The organism is Candidatus Methylobacter favarea (assembly GCF_902806695.1).
Lineage (GTDB): Bacteria > Pseudomonadota > Gammaproteobacteria > Methylococcales > Methylomonadaceae > Methylobacter_B > Methylobacter_B favarea.
In genome coordinates, this window is record NZ_CADCXN010000084.1 from 1 (window position 1) to 26,838 (window position 26,838).

Annotated in this window: 28 protein-coding genes; 23 read left to right on the plus strand and 5 right to left on the minus strand. The window is 50.0% G+C overall.

Annotated features, from left to right (window positions below; all coding sequences use genetic code 11):
- The first annotated feature begins 134 nt into the window (after positions 1-134).
- Entirely contained in the window at positions 135-539 is a 405-nt protein-coding gene (locus tag HUX64_RS13475; protein WP_174626742.1) for a sensor histidine kinase, read from the plus strand.
- On the plus strand, positions 536-1,216 hold the full coding sequence (locus HUX64_RS13480) for a response regulator (protein ID WP_174626743.1): 681 nt from the start codon (positions 536-538) through the stop codon (positions 1,214-1,216). The genes HUX64_RS13475 and HUX64_RS13480 overlap by 4 nt, the downstream gene beginning before the upstream one ends.
- 242 nt (positions 1,217-1,458) lie before the next feature.
- Here HUX64_RS13480 and HUX64_RS13485 read toward each other — a convergent pair whose 3' ends face one another.
- Positions 1,459-2,634, minus strand: coding sequence for a cation:proton antiporter (locus tag HUX64_RS13485; RefSeq protein ID WP_174626744.1), 1,176 nt, complete (start codon positions 2,632-2,634; stop codon positions 1,459-1,461).
- Between the two features lie 405 nt (positions 2,635-3,039).
- Between HUX64_RS13485 and HUX64_RS13490 the strand changes: the two genes are divergently transcribed.
- From HUX64_RS13490 to HUX64_RS13550, 15 genes are all read left to right on the plus strand, one after another.
- On the plus strand, positions 3,040-3,477 hold the full coding sequence (locus tag HUX64_RS13490) for a pyridoxamine 5'-phosphate oxidase family protein (RefSeq protein ID WP_217426537.1): 438 nt from the start codon (positions 3,040-3,042) through the stop codon (positions 3,475-3,477).
- Positions 3,477-3,962, plus strand: coding sequence for a group I truncated hemoglobin (locus HUX64_RS19285; RefSeq protein WP_217426538.1), 486 nt, complete (start codon positions 3,477-3,479; stop codon positions 3,960-3,962). The genes HUX64_RS13490 and HUX64_RS19285 overlap by 1 nt, the downstream gene beginning before the upstream one ends.
- 423 nt (positions 3,963-4,385) lie before the next feature.
- Positions 4,386-5,276: a pirin family protein gene (locus HUX64_RS13495; RefSeq protein ID WP_174626745.1), complete on the plus strand. Its 891-nt coding sequence runs from the start codon at positions 4,386-4,388 to the stop codon at positions 5,274-5,276.
- 200 nt (positions 5,277-5,476) lie between these two features.
- Positions 5,477-7,810 (plus strand): NADP-dependent malic enzyme, encoded by a 2,334-nt coding sequence (locus HUX64_RS13500; protein WP_174626746.1) that lies wholly within the window; start codon positions 5,477-5,479, stop codon positions 7,808-7,810.
- Positions 7,807-8,856 (plus strand): threonine aldolase family protein, encoded by a 1,050-nt coding sequence (locus HUX64_RS13505; RefSeq protein ID WP_174626747.1) that lies wholly within the window; start codon positions 7,807-7,809, stop codon positions 8,854-8,856. Before HUX64_RS13500 ends, HUX64_RS13505 begins: the two co-directional genes overlap by 4 nt.
- Positions 8,857-8,927: 71 nt before the next feature.
- Entirely contained in the window at positions 8,928-9,953 is a 1,026-nt protein-coding gene (locus HUX64_RS13510; RefSeq protein WP_174626748.1) for a zinc-dependent alcohol dehydrogenase family protein, read from the plus strand.
- Between the two features lie 500 nt (positions 9,954-10,453).
- Positions 10,454-10,963 carry a DUF262 domain-containing protein gene (locus tag HUX64_RS19290; protein WP_217426539.1) on the plus strand — a complete coding sequence of 170 codons (510 nt, stop codon included), beginning with the start codon at positions 10,454-10,456 and terminating at the stop codon, positions 10,961-10,963.
- A 115-nt stretch (positions 10,964-11,078) separates the two neighbouring features.
- Positions 11,079-11,333: a hypothetical protein gene (locus tag HUX64_RS19295; protein ID WP_217426540.1), complete on the plus strand. Its 255-nt coding sequence runs from the start codon at positions 11,079-11,081 to the stop codon at positions 11,331-11,333.
- 47 nt (positions 11,334-11,380) lie between these two features.
- Entirely contained in the window at positions 11,381-12,661 is a 1,281-nt protein-coding gene (locus HUX64_RS13520; RefSeq protein WP_174626749.1) for an MFS transporter, read from the plus strand.
- Positions 12,662-12,953: 292 nt separating this feature from the next.
- Positions 12,954-13,682: an OmpA family protein gene (locus tag HUX64_RS13525; RefSeq protein WP_174626750.1), complete on the plus strand. Its 729-nt coding sequence runs from the start codon at positions 12,954-12,956 to the stop codon at positions 13,680-13,682.
- Between the two features lie 25 nt (positions 13,683-13,707).
- A complete protein-coding gene (locus HUX64_RS13530) occupies positions 13,708-14,256 on the plus strand; it encodes a V4R domain-containing protein (RefSeq protein ID WP_174626751.1) in 549 nt (182 codons plus the stop codon).
- Positions 14,257-14,295: 39 nt separating this feature from the next.
- Complete coding sequence (locus HUX64_RS13535) at positions 14,296-14,700, plus strand: roadblock/LC7 domain-containing protein (protein ID WP_174626752.1); 405 nt, start codon at positions 14,296-14,298, stop codon at positions 14,698-14,700.
- Positions 14,701-14,736: 36 nt separating this feature from the next.
- Positions 14,737-15,183, plus strand: coding sequence for a roadblock/LC7 domain-containing protein (locus HUX64_RS13540; RefSeq protein ID WP_174626753.1), 447 nt, complete (start codon positions 14,737-14,739; stop codon positions 15,181-15,183).
- A gap of 198 nt (positions 15,184-15,381) precedes the next feature.
- Positions 15,382-15,867, plus strand: coding sequence for a pantetheine-phosphate adenylyltransferase (gene coaD, locus HUX64_RS13545; RefSeq protein ID WP_174626754.1), 486 nt, complete (start codon positions 15,382-15,384; stop codon positions 15,865-15,867).
- 10 nt (positions 15,868-15,877) lie between these two features.
- Entirely contained in the window at positions 15,878-16,123 is a 246-nt protein-coding gene (locus HUX64_RS13550; RefSeq protein WP_174626755.1) for a YfhL family 4Fe-4S dicluster ferredoxin, read from the plus strand.
- Here the strand turns inward: HUX64_RS13550 and HUX64_RS13555 are convergent, their stop codons facing one another.
- From HUX64_RS13555 to HUX64_RS13570, 4 genes are all read right to left on the minus strand, one after another.
- The gene (locus HUX64_RS13555) at positions 16,124-16,930 is read right to left on the minus strand and encodes a hydroxypyruvate isomerase family protein (protein ID WP_174626756.1); all 807 of its coding nucleotides are present in this window, start codon (positions 16,928-16,930) and stop codon (positions 16,124-16,126) included.
- On the minus strand, positions 16,923-17,807 hold the full coding sequence (locus HUX64_RS13560; protein ID WP_174626757.1) for an NAD(P)-dependent oxidoreductase: 885 nt from the start codon (positions 17,805-17,807) through the stop codon (positions 16,923-16,925). The genes HUX64_RS13555 and HUX64_RS13560 overlap by 8 nt, the downstream gene beginning before the upstream one ends.
- A 32-nt stretch (positions 17,808-17,839) precedes the next feature.
- Positions 17,840-18,124 carry a hypothetical protein gene (locus tag HUX64_RS13565; RefSeq protein ID WP_246247027.1) on the minus strand — a complete coding sequence of 95 codons (285 nt, stop codon included), beginning with the start codon at positions 18,122-18,124 and terminating at the stop codon, positions 17,840-17,842.
- 226 nt (positions 18,125-18,350) lie between these two features.
- A complete protein-coding gene (locus HUX64_RS13570) occupies positions 18,351-18,539 on the minus strand; it encodes a hypothetical protein (protein WP_174626758.1) in 189 nt (62 codons plus the stop codon).
- Positions 18,540-18,673: 134 nt separating this feature from the next.
- Between HUX64_RS13570 and HUX64_RS13575 the strand changes: the two genes are divergently transcribed.
- The 6 genes from HUX64_RS13575 (at position 18,674) to HUX64_RS13600 (ending at position 26,763) form a co-directional block, all read left to right on the plus strand.
- Entirely contained in the window at positions 18,674-19,339 is a 666-nt protein-coding gene (locus HUX64_RS13575) for a hypothetical protein (protein ID WP_174626759.1), read from the plus strand.
- A 30-nt stretch (positions 19,340-19,369) separates the two neighbouring features.
- On the plus strand, positions 19,370-20,710 hold the full coding sequence (locus HUX64_RS13580) for a hypothetical protein (protein WP_174626760.1): 1,341 nt from the start codon (positions 19,370-19,372) through the stop codon (positions 20,708-20,710).
- A 10-nt stretch (positions 20,711-20,720) separates the two neighbouring features.
- Positions 20,721-22,547 (plus strand): hypothetical protein, encoded by a 1,827-nt coding sequence (locus HUX64_RS13585; RefSeq protein WP_174626761.1) that lies wholly within the window; start codon positions 20,721-20,723, stop codon positions 22,545-22,547.
- 31 nt (positions 22,548-22,578) lie between these two features.
- A complete protein-coding gene (locus HUX64_RS13590; RefSeq protein WP_174626762.1) occupies positions 22,579-23,979 on the plus strand; it encodes a peptidoglycan-binding domain-containing protein in 1,401 nt (466 codons plus the stop codon).
- Positions 23,980-24,133: 154 nt separating this feature from the next.
- Positions 24,134-25,927: a penicillin-insensitive murein endopeptidase gene (locus HUX64_RS13595; protein ID WP_174626763.1), complete on the plus strand. Its 1,794-nt coding sequence runs from the start codon at positions 24,134-24,136 to the stop codon at positions 25,925-25,927.
- 29 nt (positions 25,928-25,956) lie between these two features.
- Positions 25,957-26,763 (plus strand): hypothetical protein, encoded by an 807-nt coding sequence (locus tag HUX64_RS13600; protein ID WP_174626764.1) that lies wholly within the window; start codon positions 25,957-25,959, stop codon positions 26,761-26,763.
- Positions 26,764-26,838: the final 75 nt, after the last annotated feature.

Consider the following 26,838-nt stretch of genomic DNA (forward strand, 5'->3'; position numbering starts at 1 on the left):
TTCGCGTCGTCTCAGTAAAGCCTACGAACGACTGACTCGCATCGACGAAGCTTGGATTTACATCGCCATGACTCGCATCATGGTGAATCGTTTGGCTTGACGCGATAATTTCCAAACAGCTTCTAAAAAGTCTGGTGGCTGGATGGAATGCCGGCTGCGGCGGCAAAATTCATTATAGCCTGGACATGCATGGCGGCCTTGATCGGCTGCCCGAACCCATTCCTGTCACTGTCTTCCGCATTGTTCAGGAAGGCCTCACCAATATAGCCAAACATTCAGCGGCTACGCATGCGAAGATAACGCTGACTACAGGCTCTTTTTTGGCGGCAGGCGACGCCAACCGTATAATTCTGAGAATTGAAGATAACGGCATAGCCGATAATCTGCCGTTTAAACACAGTTCAGGCATTGGCCTGCCCGGCATACAGGAGCGAGTCATCGCTCTTGGAGGCAGGGTGATATTGGCTTTAGGTAAACCTTCCGGACTGATTGTTGAAGTGGAGCTTCCTGTTCAGCCTGTTTCAGAGGCGAAGGGATGAGCGCGGCGAAAAGCATCCGCATTCTTCTGGTCGATGATCATGCCATTATCCGTGAAGGCTACCGCTCGCTCTTGCAGAAGCAGCCGGGAATGATCGTGGTTGCCGAAGCGGTTGACGGAGCGCAGGCTTACAGGCGCTTTAAGGAATACAGCCCCGACATTGTGATCATGGATATTTCCTTGCCCGGCCAGGGAGGGCTGCAGGCCATCGCCCGCATTAAACAGAATGCTACGGCGGCAAAAATTCTGGTCTTCAGCATGCACCAGAATCCCGGTTTCGCTGTCCAGGCTATCCACGCCGGGGCATTGGGTTATGTCACCAAAAGCAGTATGCCGCAGGTGTTGATTGAGGCTGTCCAGGATGTCCATGCTGGACGGCTGACGCTGAGTGCTGACATTGCCCAGGTATTGGCCCTAGAAACATTGGGGGGTGACCACAAGGCGCTGCAGGAATTAAGCGTACGTGAATTTGAGATACTGCGCATGCTGGTTGAAGCCCGATCGACGGATGATATCGCGCAAACACTCAATCTCAGTCCCAAAACCGTATCAAACTGCCATTACCTGATCAAGCGAAAACTGGGCGTGGCCAGCGATATTGAGCTTACGCATTGGGCTATCAGGATGAAGCTAATCAATCTGCTGGAATTGTCAGGACCGTCTTCGGAATATCTGTAAATTACAATTCGCAAGATGTCCGGGCATTCCGCTTTATCGTTTATGTCTGAAAGCTAGTGCCAAAGATTGAGTTAGGAACTTCGAGGGGATACAGGTGCTACCGTTATACACAACAGCAGGAGGGGTGAAAGGTTGGTATTGACGTCGTAGAATCACTCCACTTGGCCGCTATTGTTGATACTGTTGGCAGAAGTTATATAGACAGCGATAAAACCTGCTTCCATATAGCCTGGTAACGAGATTTACCAGGACAAACTGAATTTTCCGCGCAGCTTCACAGCTAAAACAGGCAGCAGCAAGACCGATATTACGCCTGCGCTGACCAGTATTGCCGCCCTGTCCGGCGCCATAAGCCCCGAGGAAACACCGATTTCGCTGATGATAACGATCAAGGGCAGGCCGGTAGCGGAATAAAGCGCAAAAGGCACTCTTGCTTCGGGAGTCAAATCTTTTTTATACAACACTACAGGTATGCCCCTTACCACGACCAGCAATCCCAACAACAACATTACCTGCAGGGGAGCCATGGGAGCCGACCACAAAGCGCTGACTTCAAATTTCATACCCGCAACAATGAAGAATATGGGGATAAGAAAGCCATAGCCAATGGCATCAAGCTTATGCCGCAATAAGTCTCCTTTTTCTCCCCGGCTCGCTAGTCCAACCACCAGGCCGGCGGCAAAGGCGCCTATGACGATATTCAGGCCGAATTTAGCGGCAAGCGCGACAAACAACGCCTGCAGCAAAATACAAATTCGCACGGGCAATTGACCGCTGCTTTGCAAGGTGCGCGCCAGCAATTCGATAACTCTGGCTGAGCGCATCCGCAGGGCAATATTCGCCGTCACCAGAGCAACGATAATAAACGTTACCATGAACAGCATATGTACAAAAGTGCTGTGCATCGGGATCAGCATCATTGAAATAACTATTAAAGGGCAGAACTCGCCCGCAGCTGCCGCAGCAATCATATAGCGCCCGAAATTGGTATCCAGTTCGCCCTGATCCCGCAAAATGGGCGCCAGTATGCCCAAGGCAGTGGTCGATAATGCGACTGCCGCCAATAGAGGCGGAGCCTGGATAAGTCCGATGGCATGAAACAGGAACATGCAGACAATCGCCAGCAGAAACGATAGAAACCAGCCGCCTATTGCCAGTGTTAGCGGCCTGCCGCGTATTTTGTCGGGATTGATTTCAAAGCCGACCATAAATAACAAAAACGTCAACCCGAGCTCGCTCAATATATTGATTATGCCATCGGGGCGGGCCAAATCAAATACATAAGGGCCTATGAGTATGCCCAACAAAATTTCAAGAGCTACGACTGGCAAGCGGAACCCGGCCGGCAGCTCGGCAAGGAGCGGGGCCAGCATGGCAATAAAGACGATCAGCAAAAGTTCAGAAGGATAAGCTTCCATTAATTTACTCCAATATGAATTTTATTTTTTCCGATAGCAAACCCAAGTGTAAATCAATAAGCAGCTGCAAACCACCCTTTGGAAAAATGGTTTTGGTAGGCGACAGAATAATAAATTGATAAGGTCTAACAATAAACTGATTAGCAAGAATGCCCACTAATATGAAAATGTATCAATTTTCGATTTCCGCCACTCCCCCGGCAATCCGTGTCCGGGGGAGTGGCGGAAATCGAAAGCAAAGATGGAGGCAAACTTCATGCTTGCTTATTGCCAGGCACTTAAAATATGATTAATTATATGGATAAGGAAAGCCAGCATGTTCCCTCTATTTAAGACCAGGCAAAAGCAAATTGCTTCTCCGTCAACTCCGGTTACCTTGCTGCCTGGCTCTAAGGGCGAGCATTTTTGCAGCTTAAATATGGCACCACGCAATGCGCCTTGCGTTTTTATAACAAGCCGGTGTTGAATTACTTGTCTCCTGTCATGCTGGAATTTATCGCCAAACAGGAAGTGCTGTTTATTGCAACTGCCGATAAGCACGGCGACTGTGATTGTTCATTCCGTTTTGGCAAGCCCGGTTTCGTCAGGCCGCTGAATGAAAAGTACTTAATTTATCCTGAATACCGGGGCAACGGCGTCATGGCCAGCCAGGGCAATATTATTGATAATCACCGTATGGGCATGATTTTCGTGGACTTTTTCGAAAGCAGCGTCGGCTTGCATGTCAACGGCAAAGCCAAAATCGTTGAACATGATGAGCTGCTGAAATACCGCAAAGATCTTTCTGCCGGCATCACCAGGAAATCAATGCTGAAGGCAAACACCGACCCGAACGCTGGATAATGGCGGAAGTTGAAGAAGCCTATATACACTGCTCCAAGCATATCCCTTTGCTCAAAAAAACCGAAAAGAACATTGTCTGGGGTACGGACGATGAGGCCCTGAAACGGAGCGATTTTTTTGCCCTGCATGGTATTCCCTTGTACCAAAGACTAGGCGGCGAAAGCGCCATTCAGGTCATTGCAGACAGCCTTGTCCGGAAGCTGTTGCTGGATAAAACCCTTAGCCATCTGCTGGAAGCAATCAATATTCAATCGCTCCTGAATAAACAAAGACAGTTCTTGAAAAGCGTTTTTGGCAGTGAAGCAAGCGCGAAAAATTTTTCCAGTGAAAACCTGCGTCAAACCTATAGAAAAATGATCAACGAACATTTAAATGACTTGCAACTGGATAAGGTAGTGGAACACCTTAAAAAAACCTTGCTGGAGCTGGATGTTCCCGAACACGAAGTCCTGTCTTTGATGGCATCCTTAAAGCGTTCTGCTTAAAATGGATGCAAAGGGGGGATTGATAACGACCACATTATTAATAAAAACCAAAACTCAATCGGACAGCGTTAGTATGTTGCATTCAAGGCTGACCCGGACTTTTACCTTATTCCATACACTATAAGAAGCGCATTGATTTGCAGCCAGCTTCTGAATTGTGATAGCTTGATTCCGGCTAATATACAGAATGCAGTTGCATGAGACAGTTGCCCGCTGGATAGATAAGATCAAATAATCCAAACGTCATACCGGCATGGATGGCCTTATCCAGGCTACAGGGATATGAGTTATGTAACCCATCCCGGGTCTCTGGGTTCCGGCGCTCCCCCGGCAATCCCTGACCGGGGCAGGCTCTGCCGGAACGACGGAATAGAGTATGTGTTACAAATTGACTGAAAAATTCTTGCTAATCAGGAAAACAAGATGCAAACAACCAACGAACAAAATCCCCTCAAAAAGCTTCTCAGCATCGAGCGCAGCACAGGGCGTCATTGGGTGGGTAACGGGTTCCCTGTGCGAACGCTTTTTTCTTACTCAGATCTGGGCTCGGTTCTGAGTCCGTTTCTGCTCCTCGATTATGCAGGCCCGGTGAATTTCCCTCCCACGGATGAGCGCCGGGGAGTGGGTGAGCATCCGCATCGCGGCTTCGAGACCGTAACCATCGTTTATGACGGCAGCGTTGAGCATCGCGACTCTTCCGGCGGCGGCGGCAGTATCGGCCCTGGTGACGTACAATGGATGACTGCCGCCTCCGGGGTGGTGCATGAAGAATTTCATGGCCGCGATTTTGCGCGGCGCGGCGGCAAGTTCGAAATGGTGCAGCTTTGGGTAAATCTTCCCGCCCGCTACAAGATGACGCCACCCCGTTACCAGAGTATTTTGAATAGCCAGATTCCCATTGTTAATTTGCCAAACGGGCAGGGATCTGTCCGTGTCATTGCCGGCAAATTCGAAGGCGCGAGGGGGCCTGCCCAGACTTTCACGCCTATCCATGTCCAAGATATGCGGCTGAATAGTGATCAACAGATGGATTTGAACCTGCCCGACGGTTATACGACAGCGCTCGTAGTGCTAAAAGGGTCTGTGCGCGTCTCTGGTTCCGAAGTCATCGGCCCGGCCGAAGTCGGCCTGTTTGACCGTGCCGGAACAACCATTCGGATCGATAGCGCCAACGACGCAACGGTTCTTCTGCTCGGCGGCGAACCCATAGATGAACCTATCGCGGGCAGCGGGCCGTTTGTGATGAATACGGCTGAGGAGATTCGTCAGGCCATGGCGGATTATCAGGGCGGCAAGATGGGCCATTTATCTTGAATGCAGGCCTATTAATTTAACAAGGTGTTGCAACGAGCTATTTATAATCGCGCATTGTTAAATTTATAGGGTCAGTGTCCTGTTTCAGTTGAGCCTTACAAAATCCGCTGAATTGGCACATCAAAACAAATAAACCGGAAGATTCCTTCTGTTAAAATCATCAGCTAGCCAGAAACAAAAAAACAGGAAGGCCAAACAGAATGAATTCGCTCGAGGATCCAAAAGAAGACCTGCGCAGGCAGTTGCGAGAAGCGGCGCTCGAATATCACGAGTTTCCCGCGCCAGGCAAAATCAGTGTTATATCGACCAAGCAATTGACTAATCAGCGCGATCTTGCCCTGGCCTATTCACCGGGAGTCGCAGCAGCTTGTGATGAGATTGTCGCCGATCCGGCCAATGTTTTTAAATACACCGCCCGCGGCAATCTGGTCGGGGTCGTTACCAACGGCACTGCCGTGCTTGGCCTGGGAAATATCGGGCCGCTCGCTGCCAAGCCGGTGATGGAAGGCAAGGCGGTGCTGTTCAAGAAGTTCGCCGGCATCGATGTGTTCGATATTGAAATTAACGAGCCTGATCCGGATAAGTTGTGCGACATTATCATAGCCCTGGAACCAACTTTCGGCGGCATCAACCTCGAAGATATTAAAGCGCCCGAATGCTTTTATATCGAGCGCCGCTTGCGCGAACGGATGAAGATACCGGTGTTTCACGACGACCAGCACGGCACCGCCATCATCGTCGGAGCCGCCATTCTGAATGGCCTGAAAGTAGTCGGCAAGGACATTAAAAAATGTAAGCTGGTTGTGTCCGGGGCCGGCGCTGCGGCATTGGCTTGCCTGGACTTGATTGTTGACCTGGGTTTTCCGGTTGAGAATATCACCGTTACCGATTTGTTTGGCGTAGTCTACAAAGGCCGAATTGAATTGATGGATCATAATAAGGCGCGTTTTGCCCAGGAGACCAGCGCCAGAACCCTGGCTGAAGTCATACCCGGCGCCGACGTATTTCTGGGTTTGTCCGCGGGCGGCGTGCTGAAACCGGCCATGGTCAAAAGCATGGCGGCCCGACCGTTGATCATGGCGCTGGCCAACCCGACGCCGGAAATTTTACCCGAAGAAGTCAAAGCCGTGCGTGCGGATGCAATCATTGCTACCGGCCGCTCCGATTATCCGAATCAGGTCAATAACGCGCTATGCTTTCCTTACATCTTTAGAGGCGCGCTTGACTGCGGCGCCACAACCGTAAACCGCGTAATGGAAATTGCCGCCGTTCACGCGCTTGCGGAATTGGCTCAAGCCGAACAATCGGAGATGTTTACGCCTACCTACGGCAGCGGTAATTTATCCTTTGGGCCGGACTATTTGATTCCGCTGCCGTTTGATCCGCGCCTGATGACCAAAATTGCTCCGGCAATTGCCGCAGCGGCGGCACTATCGGGCGTAGCCTCGCGCCCTATCCAGGATATACAAGCTTATATCGAACGTTTGCAGCAGTTTGTCTATCACAGCGGCAGCTTCATGAAACCGATCTTTCATGTCGCGAAGAGTGCGCCGGCTACCAGGAAACGTATTGTATTCGCCGAAGGCGAGGAAGAGCGCGTACTGCGCGCAGCGCAGATTTTAATCGATGAAGATATCGCCAAGCCCATACTGATCGGCCGTCCGGCGGTTTTGCAGCAACGCATCGAAAGATTCGGCTTGCGCCTCAAGCCTGACATGGATTTCACCGTAATCAATCCGGAATATGACGAGCGCTACCGGGATTTCTGGCAGACTTATCTGCAAATGACCCAGCGTAAAGGCGTCACCGAACAGTATGCCAAACTGGAAATGCGCCGCCGCCATACCCTGATCGGCGCGATGCTGATTCATAAAGGCTATGCCGATGGCATGATTTGCGGTACTTTCGGCACTACCGCCTCGCACTTGCATTATATTGATCAGGTGTTGGGTAAACGTGAAGGCGCAACTGTCTATGCGGCGATGAACGGCCTTATTTTGCCTGACCGGCAGCTTGTGCTGGTCGACACTCATGTCAATGAAAATCCGACCGCTGAGCAGCTCGCTGAAATTACGCTATTGGCCGCGGAGCAGATGGGCCATTTTGGTTTGGCGCCGCGGGTGGCATTGCTGTCGCATTCCAATTTCGGCGCCAGCAACAGCGAATCCGCGCAAAAAATGCGGGCAGTGCTGGCCATTCTCCGAAAACAGGCGCCGGAACTTGAAATTGAGGGAGAAATACATGGCGATACCGCTCTTGATGCAGAGTTGCTGAAGAAGTTAATGCCGGATTCGAAATTGAAAGGCAGCGCCAATTTGCTGGTTTTACCCAACCTTGATGCCGCCAATATTTCCTATAATCTGCTTAAGACCGCTGCCGGCCACGGTGTTGCGGTCGGCCCGGTGCTGCTTGGCTGCGCCAGGCCGGTTCATATATTAACCCCCGCCGCGACAATTCGCCGGATCGTAAATCTCACCGCTCTCTGTGTGGTCGAGGCAAGCGAGGGATTCCAAACAAAGTCATCGATAAAATGATCTTCGCATCTGACAATTGGGCAGGGGCGCATCCAGCCATTACAAGGCGGCTTTCGGATGAAGCCGCGGGCTTTTCCGTGCCGTATGGAGCTAGCGAGCTGGACCATGTCGTGGAGAAAAAATTCAATGAGCTTTTTGAGCGCGAAGTCGCGGTATTCTTTGTCGCCACAGGAACGGCAGCAAACTCCCTGGCTCTGGCTGCGGTCAATCGGCCGGGAGGCGTCTCCTTTTGTCATCGCGAAGCTCATATGATTGAGGATGAATGCGGAGCTCCGGAATTTTTTACCCACGGCGCACGCTTGGCTCCGGTTGACGGTGAAAACGGCAAGATTGATCCGCAGAGCCTCAAATCCGAGATTTACCGCTTTCCTCCCGGTTTTATTCATGCCGGTCAGCCTATGGCGATATCCATCACCCAGGCGACTGAAATAGGCACGCTCTACCACCCTGATGAAATTCTGGCGATTTCCGAAATTGCTAAAAATAACGGACTGCCGTTGCATATGGATGGGGCGCGTTTCGCCAATGCGCTTGTGGCGCTAAATCTTTCGCCTGCCGAGATGACCTGGAAGCGGGGTGTCGACATCGTCTCTTTCGGAGCCACAAAAAACGGCTGCTGGTGCGCCGAAGCACTGGTCTTTATGCACCCGGAGATGGCCGCGGATCTGCCGTTTATCCGCAAACGCGCGGCGCAGCTTTTTTCCAAAACCCGGTTTATCGCAAGCCAGTTTGACGCCTACCTGAACGATAATCTGTGGCTGGATATGGCCCGTCATGCCAACAATATGGGGCAGCGATTGCAAAACGGCATAATAACTTCTAAAAATGCCCGGCTGGCCTGGCGAGCTGAGGCAAATGAGGTTTTCTGCATTGTGGATAAGGAATTAGAAGACCAACTCAGGCAAAAAGGAGCCGTCTTTTATGCCTGGAATCCGCCGCGCTCGAAACCAGGGCTGCTCGGTGAGAATGAAATTTTATTGCGCCTGGTGACAAGTTTTGCTACTGAAGAGGATGAGGTCGATCGATTCATAGACCTTTTGGGTTAAAGTTATTTCGGGGTTGAGTTTTTATTTAGAGACCAAATACCTATATTTCCAGATCAGAAAAGGTGAGCTCAATGAAAGCCATGGTATTGAAAAAGCTGACTAATCTTGAAGAAAACAAGGCTCCGCTGGAGCTTGTGGACCTGCCCGTCCCCATTCCCCGTGAGCACGAGGTTCTGCTTAAAGTTTCAGCCTGCGGAGTTTGTCATACCGAGCTTGATGAAATTGAAGGGCGCACTGCGCCTTCGCACTTGCCGGTTGTCCTCGGCCATCAGGTGATAGGCCGGGTCGAAGCTGCCGGCAGCAAGGTAAGCGCAATAAAAATCGGAGCCAGAATGGGCGTTGCCTGGATTTTCTCTGCGTGCGGGGAATGTAAATTCTGCCTGGCCGGTCATGAAAATCTGTGCCCTGATTTTCAGGCAACAGGGCGGGATGTCAATGGCGGATACGCCCAGTATATGACCGTTGCAGAAAACTTCGCCTGTTTCATACCGGCCGCTTTTACTGATGTGCAGGCTGCGCCTTTGCTGTGCGCCGGCGCTATCGGCTATCGGTCATTACGCCTGACCGGAATAAAAGATGGGCAGCGGTTGGGACTGACGGGCTTTGGCGCTTCCGGTCACCTGGTGCTAAAGATGGCAAAATACCAGTATCCGCACACCGAGGTTTATGTTTTTGCCCGCAGTGCAGAGGAGAGAGCGTTTGCCAGGGAACTGGGTGCCGTATGGGCAGGCGATACCACTGAACGTTCGCCGCATAAACTGGACAGCATTATTGATACGACGCCGGCATGGCGGCCTGTCATTGAGGCATTGGCAAATCTGGAACCCGGCGGCAGGCTGGTCATTAATGCGATCCGCAAGGAAGGCGACAAAAGCAGTCTGCTGGATCTGGACTATCCGGCTCATCTGTGGCTCGAGAAAGAAATAAAGAGCGTGGCCAACATTACCCGCCGCGATGTCAACGATTTTTTGAAACTGGCGGCTGACATGCAGCTTAAACCCGAAGTTCAGGTGTTTGCCCTGGAACAGGCAAATGCAGCGTTGATTGAGTTGAAAGCGGGGAAAATTCGCGGCGCCAAGGTATTGAAAATAGATTAAATGCAATTGATCAGACAGGCTTATGAAATTACATCCTGGAGTTGCCATTTGTTTTGCAACTTCTGGAATTATGATTCATGCACTTGCATACGCCCAAAAGCCCAAAAAGCATAGTGCCGCCCTCTATGTCGTAAAATTATTACGACTAATACCAAGCAAGCGTACGGTTTGTACTCGATTTTTTCGCAATAGGCGAAAGCCCCGTCCTCAACATTAGCGCCCTTGGCATTATCATCTATACTTACAATACTTGACTTTCGTTGCAGTTGATGGAAGTGATCCCTGAACTGGCTGAAGGTATTAACGAGAGCTGGATGCGGCAATGGCAGAAGGTTTCGGGTTATCGAAGCAGGCGGTTCGAGTCTTCTTACCTGTTAAATCAGCATTAGCAGATTCAACTCAGACTCAATGGGGTTAGGTTTGCCAGACCGTCAGAAAATTAAAATTAACCACATTAGCGTATCTTTTCGTAGCGTCGTACTTCAGGTCTGAACATTAAAATGCAAAAATATTCTGTAAACCAACATTTAATCGAAACCCTGTTATCTTATGTCAGGGCCGGTGAAATAGCCATTCCCGAAATACAAAGACCGTTTGTCTGGGATAGCTCTAAAGTGCGTGATTTGATGGATTCATTATATCAAGGGTATCCGATCGGCTATGTAATCGCCTGGCAAAACCCTAATGTGCGTTTAAAGAATGGCGGCATAAGCCAAGGCAAAAAGATACTAATTGACGGTCAGCAACGTGTTACTGCTCTTACGGCCGCTATTTTGGGCGAGTATGTAGTTAATAAGACTTATCAAAGGGTTAAAATAAAAATTGCTTTTAATCCTATGGACGAGATATTTGAAGTACAAAATTCGGCAATGGAGAATTATCAGAGGCATTTTGGAGCGCAGCCTTACTGCAAAGCCTGGATACATCAGTGGCGAGCAGTCCTTATTTTCATGTATTTTTGGCAGCCCAGGTCAAGGCTAATGACAAAGGCTTCTTGTCAAAAGATGTAACAGTGGGGGATCTAATTAATATAAAAGGCGACATTCATCATCTTTTCCCTAAAGATTATTTGAAGAAAAAAGGCTTGGAACGTGCCACTATAATCAAATAGCCAACTATATCTATATGCAATCCGAGATAAACATCAAGGTGGGCAACAAAGCCCCCAAAGATTACTTTGATCAAATAAAAAGCCAGATTGAGAACAATAATAAACTGATAAGCGGTTTATCCTGCACCGAAGACTTGACCGCAAACTTAGCGGCTAATTGCATTCCTGTTGACATCATCAATATGGATAGTGAAGATTATTCAGAATTCCTGGCAAAACGAAGAAAGTTAATGGCGCTGAAAATTAAGGCGTATTACTTTTCTTTATAATTTTAAGAATACTGAAACTTAATCGCCGACATACTGTAAGGCATCAGTTGACCGAAACCCTCATCAAACCCTCCATTCCCCGTATCGCCCTGGCCAGTTTTATCGGCACCGCCATCGAGTTCTACGATTTCTATATCTATGGCATGGCGGCGGCATTGGTCATCGGGCCGGTTTTTTTCCCCGGCAGCAACCCGTCAGTTCAAGCGCTCAATGCCTTTCTTACCTTTGCCGTGGCGTTTCTCGCCCGGCCTTTGGGCGCGATGCTGTTCGGGCACTTCGGCGATCGCATCGGACGTAAAACAACGTTGGTGGCAGCGCTGCTGGTCATGGGAACCTCAACTACATTGATCGGCTTGTTGCCGGGATATGAGGTTATTGGCGTATGGGCTCCTATTTTGCTGTGCCTTCTGCGCTTCGGCCAGGGCATTGGTCTGGGCGGAGAATGGGGCGGGGCGGCGCTGCTCGCAACCGAGAACGCGCCGGCCGGAAAGCGCGGCTGGTACGGCATGTTTCCTCAGCTGGGCCCGCCCGTTGGATTTCTTTGCGCGACCGGAAGTTTTTTGTTGATGGCCCGTTTTCTTAGCGAGCAGGAATTCAGGGACTGGGGCTGGCGGCTTCCGTTTTTTGCCAGTTCGGTTCTGGTCACGATCGGTTTATACGTACGCCTGGCATTGGCTGAAACCCCTGTGTTTGCCAGAGTGCTGCAACAGCGCCGACAGCTTAGCCTGCCTTTCGGAGATATGCTGAGGCGCCATGCCGCCCCGCTGCTTCTGGGAGCGCTGGCTATGGTAGTGTGCTATGCGTTGTTTTATATTTCGACAGTATTTTCCCTGAGCTATGGCACCACAGCGCTACATATTCCGCGCCAGCAGTTTCTCGGCATGTTATCTGTGGCAGTGCTGTTTATGGCCGCAGCCACGCCCCTGTTGGCATGGGCAGGCGATTGCTTCGGACGGCGGCCGGTTTTGCTGAGCGCCGGCAGCGCTGCATTGCTGTCCGGTTTCGCTTTGGAACCTATGCTCGAAAGCGGCTCACCCGTGATGATTACGGCTTTCCTGTCGATGGAGTTATTTCTGATGGGAGCCACGTTTGCACCTATGGGAGCCTTGCTGCCGGAATTGTTTCCTTCCGAGCTGCGCTACACCGGGGCAGGAACAGCTTATAACCTGGGCGGCATCCTGGGGGCATCGTTTGCTCCTTATATCGCGCAGCGGCTTGTTAATGAAGGCGGACTGGCCTGGGTTGGAGGCTATGTATCACTAGCCGCAGCCATTAGTCTATTTGCTGTCTACAGGCTGCATGAAACCCGCGATAATGATTGGGCGTAAAAAAGATTACGTTATCTTCCAATTATTTACTCACAATGAAAGGAAAGAGGGAGTCTGCAGATGTTCTTTTGCCATCAGCGTATACGGTCAGAGTATAAGGATTACCTTCAAATTCAAGTCTTCCAGTTGTGGTTAATAGCCAGGATATCGCCAATAACAAATCCGATTTTCTATAAGCTCTATCGATTCTATTGTACTATGTGGCGGTTAACGCGTTAAGGACCCTTTGTCAGAGACACTTAACCATGTTTCCCAGTGTAGGTTTTCACGCAATAATTAACTGGAGAATTAAATGAAACAACCACACTCTCTGGATCACGACGGATTGGACGGTATCCTGCCAGCGTCGCGTCAGCCTCAACCCCAATATTTCTATTTTAAATTATTCGGGCTCGCGGCAATTTTGATAATCATGGCGATAGCCGCGTTCTGGCTGCAAAAAAACCTGCAGCGCCATCCGCTTCAAACTTCTGCAAGACCGGAAAATCTGACTGAATTAAATGATAAAATCACCCGTGCTGAAAAAGAATCGCCAAATAAATTACCGGCAGCATTGGAAAATCAAACTTCTCATGCCGGGGAGTCTGCCGAAGCTGAAATGGCCGCCTCAAAAAAGTCTCCGATTAGTGAACCGGTTACAGCGGCAATTCCTCAAAAAGATAAAGATCAATATGACAAGTCATTGATAAGCAACGGTTTTAAAGTGTATTTCAAGTTTGCATCCAGCACCGTAGACTTATCGAAAACCGAAAAAACGGATTTGACCCGTCTTGCGGAAAAGTGCAATAATCAAATTTTAATTACCGGTTATACATGTAGTCTGGGTTCGCCTGACCACAATCAAACATTGGGCTGGGCGCGAGCCAATACCTTAAAACGGTTACTTATCAGCCATGGCGTTCCGGCTGAAAGGATCAAAACCGCTTCAAAAGGCATGCACACTCCAGTCGCATCGAATGACACTCTATCCGGACGGGCACTTAACCGTCGCGCCGAATTATCCTGCGCAGGGAAGCAATAATAAAAATAAAGAGGAGAATATTATCATGAGCCAGAATACCAGAACAGATTACCAGATTGCCCAGCAACAGATTTTTGACTCCATAATTGCCGGGGAATTTGGCATTGAAAATCGGGAGGATTTAGGGCCAATGGTGCCGATACGGCTATTCCAGGTTTTGCGTATGGTTGCCATGGGTTCGAATGTTGAAGACATGCTGGGCAACGGAGCGCCAGCTCTAGTCTATCATTCCGGTCAAGGTTTGGGACAGGCAATAGGTCATATTGCTGTGGAAAAAGCCAATAATGATATTGAAACCTATGTCGGTAAAATCGAACAGCTTTGCCGCCAATTGAGTATAGGTTTGGTTGTCCCTGAAAAAGTTGACCTGAGCGCTGGTGTTCTTGAGTTAAGAGTTGATGAATGTGTTTCCTGCGCCGGGGTTCATGATGTGTCCGCTCCCATTTGCCACTTCGAGGCGGGTATGGTCGGGGGCATTGTCAAGACCTTTTTCGGCCGCAATGTTCGCGCCACAGAGACTAAATGCAATGCCGTTGGCGATAAAACCTGCCTGATTCGGGTTGACCTGCTTTAATCCGGCGAATTATCAGGCTAGGTCATTCAGGAACATGTTATGAGCAATATACACTCTATCGAATTTCGCAGATCGCATTCGGGTGAGATTGATTCCATTCTGCGTAATCTCATGAGTTTGCAGGGGGTTACGGCGGCGGCGATCATTGATAGCGATGGTTTGGTTACCCATATTCACCGGGATTTTGAAGTCAATACCGATGCCCTGGGTGCCTCAGTCCAGATTGTGTTCGGGGCCGCCTCTAAAGCTGCCCGGCATGTAGGCCATAATTTGGCCAATATGGTAATTTGCGAAAACACCGAAGGATATATTCTGTTGGCTCCCGTTGAGGCTGGATTCATGCTGGCATTGGTAACTGAACGGGAAGCCCTGCTGGGCCGGGTTCGTTTTGAACTCAAGGAGACTATCCCTGTTTTAAAGAAGCTGTTTGTCAATTTCCTCTAACGTTAAAATTTTTTCATAGGCCGGCTGAGTCCTTCGATGCATTGGTTTGAATCTCAACTTCTGACGCTGTATCAACTCGCAGAGGCTTACAGCCTCTCACAAAAACAGGAAGGAAATGATATATTAAATAGGAGTGAGCAAGGCCGTCAAAAACGTACTGAATTTATCGAAGCCGTTCAAGCTCTGGTCAATAGAGTCATTAATTCAGCCGGCGTAACTGCCTGTAACGCCTACCATGAAGGGCTCATTCTGGCCCAATCCGGAACAACGCCGGATACTGATGCATTGGGTGCAATGATTCAGGAAAGTGTTCGTATTGCGCAGAAAGGTGAAGCCATTCTTCACTTGGGCGAAATACAGCAAATCGTTATTGTCGGCGGCATTAATAAAATCGCCATAATAACCGTTGGCCCTCTTACTTTATGTATAATGAGTCCCAAACAGACTAACCTGGCTTTGTCGCTGAGCCAATATAACGGCTAATACTGAATAGCCATTTTGGCCTTGAAATCTTCAAATGCGGTCAAATAACTTCGTTTAATTTCCTCTATTTTCGTTCTCCCTGTTTTTTTACAGAGTTACCTCTATGTATCAGGTGATTATTTAATACAGTATAATGACCCAAATCAATATTTTTTAACCGGTATCGATAAAATGCCGCATTTTTGAAGACTACAAGCCATGCAGATTACCGCGATTTATCCGGGCACGTTTGATCCCATAACGAATGGACATCTGGATTTGATTGCGCGGGCATCCCGGCTTTATCACAAAATTATTGTAGCTGTCGCGGTTAATCGAGGAAAAACCCCGCTATTTTCTCTTGAAGAGCGCCTGGCCCTGGCTGAGGCGGTGACTTCAGAATATCCGAATGTACAGGTGCTGGGATTTAATGCGCTGCTGGCTGATTTTGCCACCGAGCACGGAGCGCAGGTAATCTTGCGGGGACTGCGGGCGGTATCTGATTTTGAGTATGAGTTTCAATTGGCCGGCATGAACCGGCATCTGGCGCCCCATGTGGAAACCATGTTTTTAACGCCGGCCGAACGCTATGCCTTTATTTCTTCAAGCATGATCAGGGAAATTGCGCAGCTTAACGGTGATGTATCCTGTTTTGTTCCTGATATTGTTCACCAGAGTCTAATCGATAAATTTAAAGTTAATTAGAGGAATCCATATGTCTCTTGTTATTGATAATGAATGTATCAATTGTGATGTCTGTGAACCGGAATGCCCGAATGGCGCGATTTCCCAGGGTGAAGACATTTATATTATTAATCCGTACCTGTGTACCGAATGCGTGGGGCATCATGACGTGCCTCAATGTATGGAAGTATGCCCGGTTGATTGCATAACGAAAGATCCCCTGCATATCGAAGATCACGAAAGTTTGTATCAGAAATATCTGAAGCTGACGCAATAATTAGATTTGCCGAGCGAAATTATCCGCCGGCTTTGTATTTGCTCCAAACCAGCCCAGACTTTCACTGGTAAGCCCCGCCGGTTTATATTCCGCCCCCGTCCAACCCGAATAAGAAGATTTTTCGATGGCCGAAAAAAGCTGCCTGAAATTAATCTGTCCGGTACCGGGCTGGCCGCGTCCCGGACAGTCCGCAAATTGGATATGGCCGATTTTTTCTGCATGCCGGTTTATAAATTCCTCAGGCTGTTCGCCCATCCTGTACATGTGATAAATATCGTACTGCATAAAAAGGTTCGGGCTATCAAGCTGATCCAGGATGTCCAGCATTTGCTCGCCGCTATGGATGATAAACTCCGGCATATCGCGAGTATTGACCGCTTCAAATACCGTTTTAATGCCTAAAGGCGCAAATGCCTCGACTGCAAAACCCAGATTTTCTTTAAAAGTTTCCAGATAATCCGGCTGCCGGTTTTTATCATGGCAGCAGCCGGGCAGGATATTGACAGCTTCCGGTTTTAAAATTTCTGCATAAGCCAGGGCCTGAGCGACAGCCTGCCGGAACTGATCCTGCTTTCTGGGAACAGCGGCAAGTCCTTCTCCGCCTGATAACAAATCATCGGCTGCCACATTAAACAAAACCAGTCTTAATCCATTGTCTTCCAGCGTTTTTTGTATTGCTTCGACGCTCAGGCTGTAAGGAAATTGAATTTCAACCGCCTTAAAACCATGCTGTTTTGCGGCCTTGAAACGATCAATAAGCTCTGTTTCGTTAAACAATAAGCTGATATTGGCGCTGAAGTTAAGCATCAGACCGGGTAAATAATTTGATTAAAGTGGCAGGATCTTGCTCCAGATAGCCGCGGCTGCCATGCAGTTGCATGAGTTGCGCCGCAAGGCCCGACATAGGCGTGGCATTGCCTTGGCAAGCGGCCAAATCAACCGCCATGTGCAAATCCTTCAGCAATGTTTTAACGCGCCACTTAACCGGTTCAAATGTGCCGGTCGCCATTTCGGGGCCGACGATCTGCAAGGGTCTGGAATCGGCAAAGCCTCCGGCCAGCGCTGCGGGTATTTTTTCTGCATCAACACCGGCTTGTTTGGCCAGCCCAATCATTTCGGCGATGACCAGTACATTGCAGCTGACAATCATCTGGTTACATATTTTGCTGACCTGGCCGCTGCCAACATCACCCATATGCGTTAATTGATGATACAGCGGAGCCAGGACCTTGCGTGCGATGGCAATATTTTCCTCGCTGCCGCCTGCCATGATGGCCAGACTGCCTTGCTCTGCCCCGGCGATGCCGCCCGACACGGGCGCATCAACCCAACCCATGCCGCATTTTTCATAAAGAGTTAATGCCAACTGCCGGGTGTTTTCCGGATGAATGCTCGATAAGTCAATCAGCAGCTTGTCTGCTGAACCGTTTTCCAGAATATGATTGCATACCACCGATTCAACGACAGCCGTATCAGCCAGGCACAACATTATCACATCAGAGGCTTTAACCAATTCGGCAATGGCAGCGCACGCACAGGCGCCAGCGTCAGTGACGGTTTTTAATTTTTCCGGCGTACGATTCCAGACATGGACTTTAAAGCCTGCATTCAGCAAGCGCAAAGTCATGGGCTTGCCCATCAGTCCGATGCCGATAAAGCCAAGGGTATATTTTTTATTTGACATAGGAATTACTGGGTGATTAACAGGTGGCAAATTTATGGAGAAGTATAAAAAGCGGGTTTTCTTATTGGCCAGATCGGCGCAACAGGTATTATTGATTCTTTAGCATGTTTTGGTAATGACATCATTAAAACCTTGTTTGGCATGAGCGATGGCTTTTTTTTATCTTTTAAATGCTTAATTGTATCAGTCAGTTGGACATGTGCTGCAACATCTTCTTTTCTGCCTGCCTCATCAGTTGATCTGCATGACCATCTTGTCCAAATGCTGCGGCTATCGCCGAATGCCCGAGTGCTTTCGCCGTTTGATATTCTGGGCATTAAACTGAATGTTTAGGCCGCTGCAATTAAGAACGATAGGACTAGTGGCTGCTCCTATGTCAAATGCTGGCACTCAAACCGTCAACGCTAGCGAAAGGTTTTTCGTCCGTTACCGGCTTCCACCTCGCTTCGCCGAAATCAATTTCGCCCAGCCAGATGAATGCGGTCCCCGCATTAATTTCATACTAATGAATATAATATTTATATTTCAATAGGTTAAATCGTTTTACACGGATACTGGAAGAAGCTGGCACAGCGCATGCAATGTTAATAGCGTGACCGACACTTTCTGGATAGATTGATCAAGAAAGCAGGAAGGGCCATCGGCAAGAGGTTGAGATCCCCAATCGGTCAGGCGGCAAGCGGCGTTTTGCAGGATGTCGTCAGAATAGCCTTGCCCGTTGGCGAAGGGCATCGGGCTTGTATTTAGGCGTAATTTCAGGGGCTAAGGCCAGTAGCGGTTTTGCCTTTGCAGCAGGCGATGCGCCGGGACTTGGGCTCGAAGCGTCGCCAGCCAGCAATCATCAACATTTTTAAGAGGATAGAGCCATGCATGATATCGATCGCACACTGATGGAATATGAACCGGAAATGGAATTTGAAGCTGATTATGAGGACGGTGAATTTGAATATGGGGATATGGAAGGGGTACTCGATGAAGCCGAGGAAATGGCCTTGGCTTCGGAATTATTGGGCCTCATGGATGAAGCGGAACTCGACCAGTTTTTCGGCAAGCTGTTCAAAAAGGTTGGGCGCGCTGCCGGCAAATTTATCAAATCACCGGTTGGTAAAGCACTCGGCGGCATTTTAAAGAGCGCGGCGCAGAAGGCGTTGCCGGCGCTTGGCACCATGATAGGCGGTCCCGCAGGTGGAGCAATTGGCAGTCAGTTGGCGTCCGCCGGAAGCCAAATATTTGGCCTGGAACTGGAAGGGTTAAGTGAGGAAGATCAGGAATTTGAGATGGCGAAGCAGTTCGTCCGGTTTGCAGGCACTGCGGCGGAGAGGGCGGCAAATGCTTCCCCGAATGTCGAGCCGAAAATAGCGGCAAAATCCGCGGCGGTAACAGCAGCCCAACAACATGCGCCTGGACTGTTACGCTCTGCCGGCACTCCCGGTTCGTCCATGTCTTCCATGGCGGCCACGCCCATGACGGGTAGCGGCCGCAGCGGACGCTGGATGCGGCGGGGCCGCAAGATCATCCTGTACAACGTCTAAGCAGCTATCGTGCTGATTGGCGTGTCGCCCATGATGACCAAACCTGCTTATGTGCGCTGGATGTTAATGCAGGAGGCGCGTTCCTTGCTTGCCAGATTGGGTCAGGTGAAACCGTTTGCATTAACTGAGTCAGCCGTGCCGGCGGCAAATATTTCGTTATCCGCCCAAACCGCGATTGATCGCTATTTGATCACGGGACGGCAGGCGCTGCGTTTACAAGTGCAAGCCTACTTGCGCTGGCTGCGTGGACTGGACGACGATAACACTCATCCAGCCGAGGCGCAGCACCGTTTGAGTCTGCTGCGGCTACGATTCAATGTCACGCTTTCGCAGTTTGATATTTTCGCCGATGCCTTGACCCAACGCAGTGAATATGAAACCGGCGTCAGGCTGGCGGGACTGGATGTGGTGGCAGCGGATGCGCTGCGGCTGGAGGGTTATTACGCAGTTCCTCCCGTGATCTGTTATCTGGATCGTGGCGCGGGCGCGGCTATCCGCCGGGCCCGGACCCGGCTGCCGGGCGGCGGAGAAAATCCGGTAGCCGTCATTCGGGTGCCGCGCGAGCGCATGGTCGGCAGCGGCATCGCCTCTTCGCTGATCCATGAAGTCGGCCATCAGGCGGCGGAGTTGCTGGATCTGGTCAACTCTCTTCGACAGCTATTGCAGCTGCAGGAGCGCGAGGCCAAGAATAGCATTTGGCGTTACTGGGAACGCTGGATATCAGAAATTATCGCCGATTTCTGGTCGGTCGCCAGGGTAGGTGTGGCTTCAACGCTTGGCTTGATGGGTGTAGTGAGTCTGCCGCGGGCCTTTGTATTTCGCATCAATAGGAATGATCCTCATCCTTTTCCGTGGATTCGGGTCATCCTGAGTTGCGCCATAGGTGAGGCGCTTTATCCCCATCCGCAGTGGCAACGGCTGGCCCGGCTTTGGGAGTCATTTTATCCGAAGACCGGCCTGGATGCGGCGCGTTATGCCTTGCTCAATCGGCTTGAAGCCGCCATCCCCGAGTTCGTCGATCTGTTGATTCACCATCAGCCTCGAAGCTTGCGTGGCCGGTCGCTGATCGAAGTCATGGATACCGGGAACCGTCAGCCTGATCGTTTAACCGGTTATTACGAACACTGGCAGCGTATGCCGGCAGCGATGTATCGCTCTGCCCCAACCTTGGTATTCGCGGTGATCGGGCAGGCGCGGGCCGATGGCAGGATGAGTCCGGAACAGGAGAGCACAATTTTGGCAAAGCTGCTGACCTATTGGGCAGTTTGTGACATTTTGAGTACCGCTGCGGCCTGTGGAAAGCATGATGCAGCGCACCGCCACCAAATGCATGTTCATGGGCCTTCGGGCGACATTACAGCAATGGTGTAATTGATTTTAATTGAGGAGAAATATTATGGCTGAAGAACCTATTGAAGGCATCGAAATTACCGATGCTACCGGACATGTTGTCCACACGTTAAAAATGACCGGAGATGCCGCTAGTCTGCTGCGACAAGCCGCAGCGTTCCACGACGGAGACGGATTCGTCCTCAACACAAGTACAGCTTTAAAACGTGCAGCGGGGCGGTCAACGCCGGATCAGGCGCTCTGGGCGGCGATCCGGGATCGCACCAATGCAATCAGCTTTGAGCGGTATTATGAGTTTATTAATCGGGTACTTTGCCAGCCTCCTGAAGTAGATCGTGGCAGAGCAGCTTGTGAAGCAATTCCTGAAGGCACCAAACGGTGCGCCTATAATCAGGCTGTTCAGGGCGATCTAAAAGCTGATGCAATTGGATCACCTTCAGTTGCAACCATAAGGGATGAGCTGCTCAGGCGGCCCGGCATCTACGGCGTCGATGCCTACCAGCTGTTAAAACTGGCGACACAAGCCTTTTTGCTATTTGAAAGCGGCGTTGTGATCGAAGGCATGAGGCGGCCTACGAACGGACAGTTTGTTGTTCCTGTTCCGCGCGACAGGGCCCACCCCGACGGCTTTAAACCGCGTGATTGCGATGATGTGGTGCCCGCAGAACAAACACGGCGCGACATGCCGATTACCTTTGGAGGCATCCAGACGGAATTGGAAACCTATCTCGCCAACAGCGTAGGCAGTGTCAGCGGGCCCGGATTACCTTATCTGAAACGGATCGTCAGCGCCCTGCCTTCGTTGAATTCGAGCTCTGAAGAAGGATCGCCCTACTGCAATAACATTCTGCAACATCGGCTTACCTGCCCCAGCCTGCTGGAACTTATCTGGTCGTATTGGCACGAGGAAGGCATGCTGGTGCAGACGATGAACGCCATCGCGTTGCGTTTCCAAAACAAGCGGCGGCATGCGCAAGATCCCCTGGCGAACCTAGCACTCGATCCTTTGCGTCCGCTAAACAATATCGTCTGGGGATTTATTCAGGATGAAAATAGCCGCTTGAGCGTGCAGCGCCGTGCCTACGAATACGACAGCCAGTATGGCATTACCTTGGTGGGCAAAGCTGTGCCCAGACTGGAATCCGCCGATAGCCGTTCGCAATTCATCAAGGCGTTTCATAATTTGCTTTACCGTACGGCGATGTTCTACCGCGAAGACGATGACGCCACTGTCACCGCCGACGCCTTCTCGCTGCTCAACGCCTTGAGGGAAGTTCATATCATCCTTGCCGAGGGTGCGCACAACCAGTTCGGCGATCTGCCGTGGACTGCGCGCCACGAAATGTTGACGATGCAATGGATGCTGGCGCGCCCCGAGATGAAGGAATTTCTGCGTGGCCGTTATTCAGTGCCCTATCAGGAGACGTGGATGGGGGCTGTGGATGACATGAAACGGCTGCAGGGCTGGTCGGATGTCACTATTACCCATTTCCATGAACTCGGGGTATATGGTGAGCAGATAGTGCTCTCCATCCGCTATGGCGACTGGATCGTTGTCAACGATCAGGAGCAAGCCAGAAATTGGGCGAGGGACTGGCGGCCTGAAATTCAGCGCTATATGCATGCTTACCATGCGGTCTCAGGGGTCGACCTGACGGCTGAAACCGTCGATACCCGCTCCGCAGAAGCGCGTTATGCGCAGCCTTCCATGTTGATACAAAAACGTCTGGCATCGCAGCAGCCAAAGAATAATCTTACCGGCGGCTCTACGCGCCGTTTAGCTAACGACAAGCGATCTGAAAATGCATCATTGACTGGCAAAATGCCGCGCCGTCTGCGCATTGACCGGGATAATTAAGGCCCGGATTAAAGACTGAAGGAGATCAATTATGAAATATGCACTGAATCTTGAACCTGAAGCCTTGGATGACTATTCCGAACTGGATGAATTTGAAGATGAGGAAACCGATAGCTTTCAGGAACTTGATGAAAACACGGAGCATGAATGCGAGTCATGCGCTAAGTTTAACCCGAAATACGACGGATCGGAGTGGGAAGCGGAAGTGATGCGCGGACGGCGGGTTCCACAACGTTCACTCAGAACCCGCCCCGTCAGAACTCCCCGCGTCAGAACTCCCCGCGTCAGAACCCGCCCCGGCATGCGCCGCCCGCGATTTCGGCCACGCGTGATTCGCCGGCCAGTCCAGGTAATTGGAGGCCCCTCAGTTTGCAATTGCCCGGCGCCTAACTGCCCGCAGCATGGCAGCGAATATGTGCGCTGGGTGCAGAGCGCGTTGAACCAAATTATGAATCTGCAATTACCGGTCAGCGGCTTTATGAATCCGGCGACCCGCAGCGCCTTGCGCAGTTTTCAGGAGAAACAAGGCTTGCCGATCGATGGCATCGCGGGACCTGAAACCAGGGATGCGTTAATAGCGGCGAGAGGTGGAAAATCGCCCGGAGCCGGTGTTAGACAGTCTGCTGAGCCTGCCATGTCGGGACCAGCCGAGCCAGCCACTACATCACCTGCTGCAGAATTTGACTTCGAATGGGAGAACTCCAACAACGATGAGACAATGCGATATTTTACTGAGTATGAATTTGAAGGAGAAGCAGTTGGTCGCGCATCGACTACCCCACAGCGATCCACATTCGCACTTGCTCGCGTGATTCCGGATGATCCGAATTTTCAGAAGTATGTTCCCATTAACTACAGACTGAATGCGAAAAAAATCGTTGGCGAGACAGCCCATGATTTGAGCAAAGGATTGAGGATCCATCATGGTGTTGAGATAGTTCATGTCTTATTTACCGCGGCCGAGATTATTGCAGAAGCAACTGTTGTGGCTGGGCTTCTTCTCGGTGGTATCGCCTTAGCTGCAGCGGCGGTGGGAAACTTTCTCGCATTGGGAGCCCCGTATCTTGAGGCAGCAAAAAAGATTTCAGCCAACTGGGCCTCCTCGGGATTCTCGCGAGGCGTTGTAATGGATGCAGACAAACGACAGGCTCAATTGGTCAAGAACTATTTCGGGAATGATTACTTTCCACCCAACTCGGCCTTCCCGCGGAGTCGCTCAATCGCAATCGCAAACTACAAAATGGGGTTGCTGGTGGGCTATGTTAATGGACGTGCTCTATCTCAAAATCAACGCCGGATCTTCTGGCGTGATCTTAGTCATCGAATGGGAGACCAGTCCTACCGAGGCTCTCAGAAACAATGGACACGACGCGAGTGGATTGACTCGTACGTCACCGCAGCTGCTATTTTCCGGCGCGACCACCTTACCTGATCGTTGATATGACGGGTTGTTCAAAGCCGAGCCAACTCCAGAAATGGGGAAAAATGGAGTCGGAGTGAGTGTTAGAAGGCAGATTTTAGGCACGTCTCGGATGCGCCTGTGAATTGACCTACAAAGTAAATCAGTTTACTACAGGAGACAAGCGATGAGATGTCAAGTTCTATTTCGGGAAGAACCGTTTGATTTTTTCCGAGAGTTTGATTACCAGGAATACGAACAAACGGCCAGTCAATGCCGATGTGATTCGAAGCCGAAGTCCAAGGAAATAGAGGCGTCGTTCGATAAGTTAGCTGAATTGACAGAAGAATCCGGATCGCTTGATCTTAATCTGAAATATCCCGATTTCGAACTAAGCGGGGGTAGAACAATAGACAAACTGCCTACTGGGCCTTTCGGAACCTTAACTATCTCGCAACCAAGTCAATTTCGCTTCACTTATGTATTCACACCTGATGATCTGCTATGGATAGCCCGCTTTATCGTAGGGGAAGCAGGCGGCAGAAACAATCTGGATAACCAAGCAGTTATTTGGGCGATGTTCAACCGCTTTGCTTTCTTTACCCACCGCTATTATAAGACTTTCCATAATTTTATTAGAGCATACTCTACTCCCTTGCAGCCCATTCTGAGGAGCTGGGGTGCGGCCAAGCGCCACATGAATAAACCGGATTTTGTGAGGACTGGAGGATTTTACAAACCTCCTTATGATAATATTCCCAAAGGGCAGTTGCGCAATTTTCTCAAGCTTCAGCAGACAGTGTGGGAGAAACTTCCAAGCGAGGCTCGTGCCTTGGCTTTTCAAGCAGTGACAGGCCGAATCCCAAACCCCATAGGAAACGCGAGTGAGTTCGGCTCAACTCATGTGTACTTCCGTGATCGATATGGCCGCAATCCGAGCGATCAAGAGTGGCTTCGTTTCACTCAAGCTTATGCTCAGAACAAGCGTTGGTACTGGATTGGTATTGTAGATGGCCTTAATCAAAAAAAGAATACGTTCTTTATACAAGCTCGGGTCGCAAACCTGGCTAACAATACGGTTCGCATAATACCGCAAGCTGGAGCCGTGGAGCGAGAATCTGATCGGTACGAACTTGGGGAAGAATCGACCGAATGGTTTGACGAATACGAGGACGACTGCCCTGATTGCCCGGAAGTCGAAGAAGAATTCAATCTATCTGTTTTTCCTAAGCCCATCGTAGAAGCCCTGCGCGACGGAAAAGAAAAAGAAGCTGTTAAACTCGCTTTTCAGCGTGGATTTAGCAGAGAAGATATTACTGATCTGGTGTTTTTCTGGCGGCATTCAGAAAGGCGGGATACTAGCGGAATGGGACGACCGATCTCAAAAGGTGATCCACAATTTAAACAACTGCAAAAAGAATGGCTGGACATCCGTAGTCGATTAGTAGAGCCGGCGATTAGCCAACAGGGCGGACCTAATCCCGAGGTGAACACGTTGATGCCTAAGGATCGTCCAGGGTTTTTCTGCCGTAAACCGGATTCCCGCCGCTGGGGCTTACCTGAAACCATCATAGCATTAACGCTCATAGCCCAACGCTGGTTTTTCGCGCATCCGAAAGGCCCCCGAATCGTAATATCAGACATCAGCAAGCGTGGCGGGGGCGACATTGATCCTCATAAAAGCCATAAAAAAGGGCTAGACATCGACATTGGCTTGATGAGAAACGATAACAAGGAATCCGGGACAGCGTGCAGCGAATCGCACTACTCGCGAACGCTTACGAAAGAGTTAATCGATTTGATCATCAATAACGGTATATTGCCGGTGAAAACAATCGGTTTTTGTGACAGGGGAATATCCGATCCAAAGCTGAGTCGTTGGTCCGGCCATCATAATCATCTTCATGTCCGTTTCTGCCTTCCCACTTATTACAAAGCGCTACAACAGCCTATTCCAAAACAACCAGATTACCATTGCTGAGCCAGGCACCCTCTGTATAGAGATAAATAATGAGTATTTACAACAAAGCAGTATCAGTTGGGCCGGAAGCATGCCCAGAATGGAATAATAGGTATTCGCCTTTTATCATCAACGAAGCCGCGTCAAATATTCAACCTTGCAAAAGCGGACAGCGGTTTGATTTAAGTGCCTTTCCTGCTTCGGTCATTAGTCTTTTGCAATCACGGAAAGAAGAAGCCGCCATACAGATGGCTATGCGACAAAGTCAGAACGACTCAAACGTATTAACCAATCTGGTGTTTTTTGCGCGACATCCCGAACGCTACGGCTGCAAACTATTAAGAGGAGAGCCGCTCTTTAATACGCTTGGACAAGCATGGGTCGATATCCGCAATCGAATTGTGCAACCGCTGTTAAGCAGGGATCAGGCATCAGTTCCAGTGCATGGAACCCCCCTTCTCGTGAACAAAAAAGAACCCCACTCACCTTCTGGCCGGACACTGTATGTAAAGATTCCTTTAGGTTGTGAGGGGGAAGCTGAACCGATAACCGGAATTTTTCTTCCCGAGAAGCATGTACCTAAACCTAAAATCGACATCATACTTTATCTTCATGGACACAAGACCCCCTGCGGGGGTAAGTCTGATTGGGCGATCGATTCATATTGGCGTTCGTCCACCTTCCCGCTAAGGGAAAAAACGAATGAAAGCCAACGGAATATTATTCTTGTGGCCCCAACATTAGGTCTACGGTCAGAATTTGGCTATTTAAGTAAATCTGGGGGATTAGACAGGTATCTTGATCAAGTCATATATGGACTCCTCCCCAATTGCAAGCCAAGTTTTTACAGAAATTGATGTTTCCAACAGAAATCAAGATTGCAGCCATATATTCGGTCTCTTGGGAGAGGTATTTAACCTCTGGACCCTGAT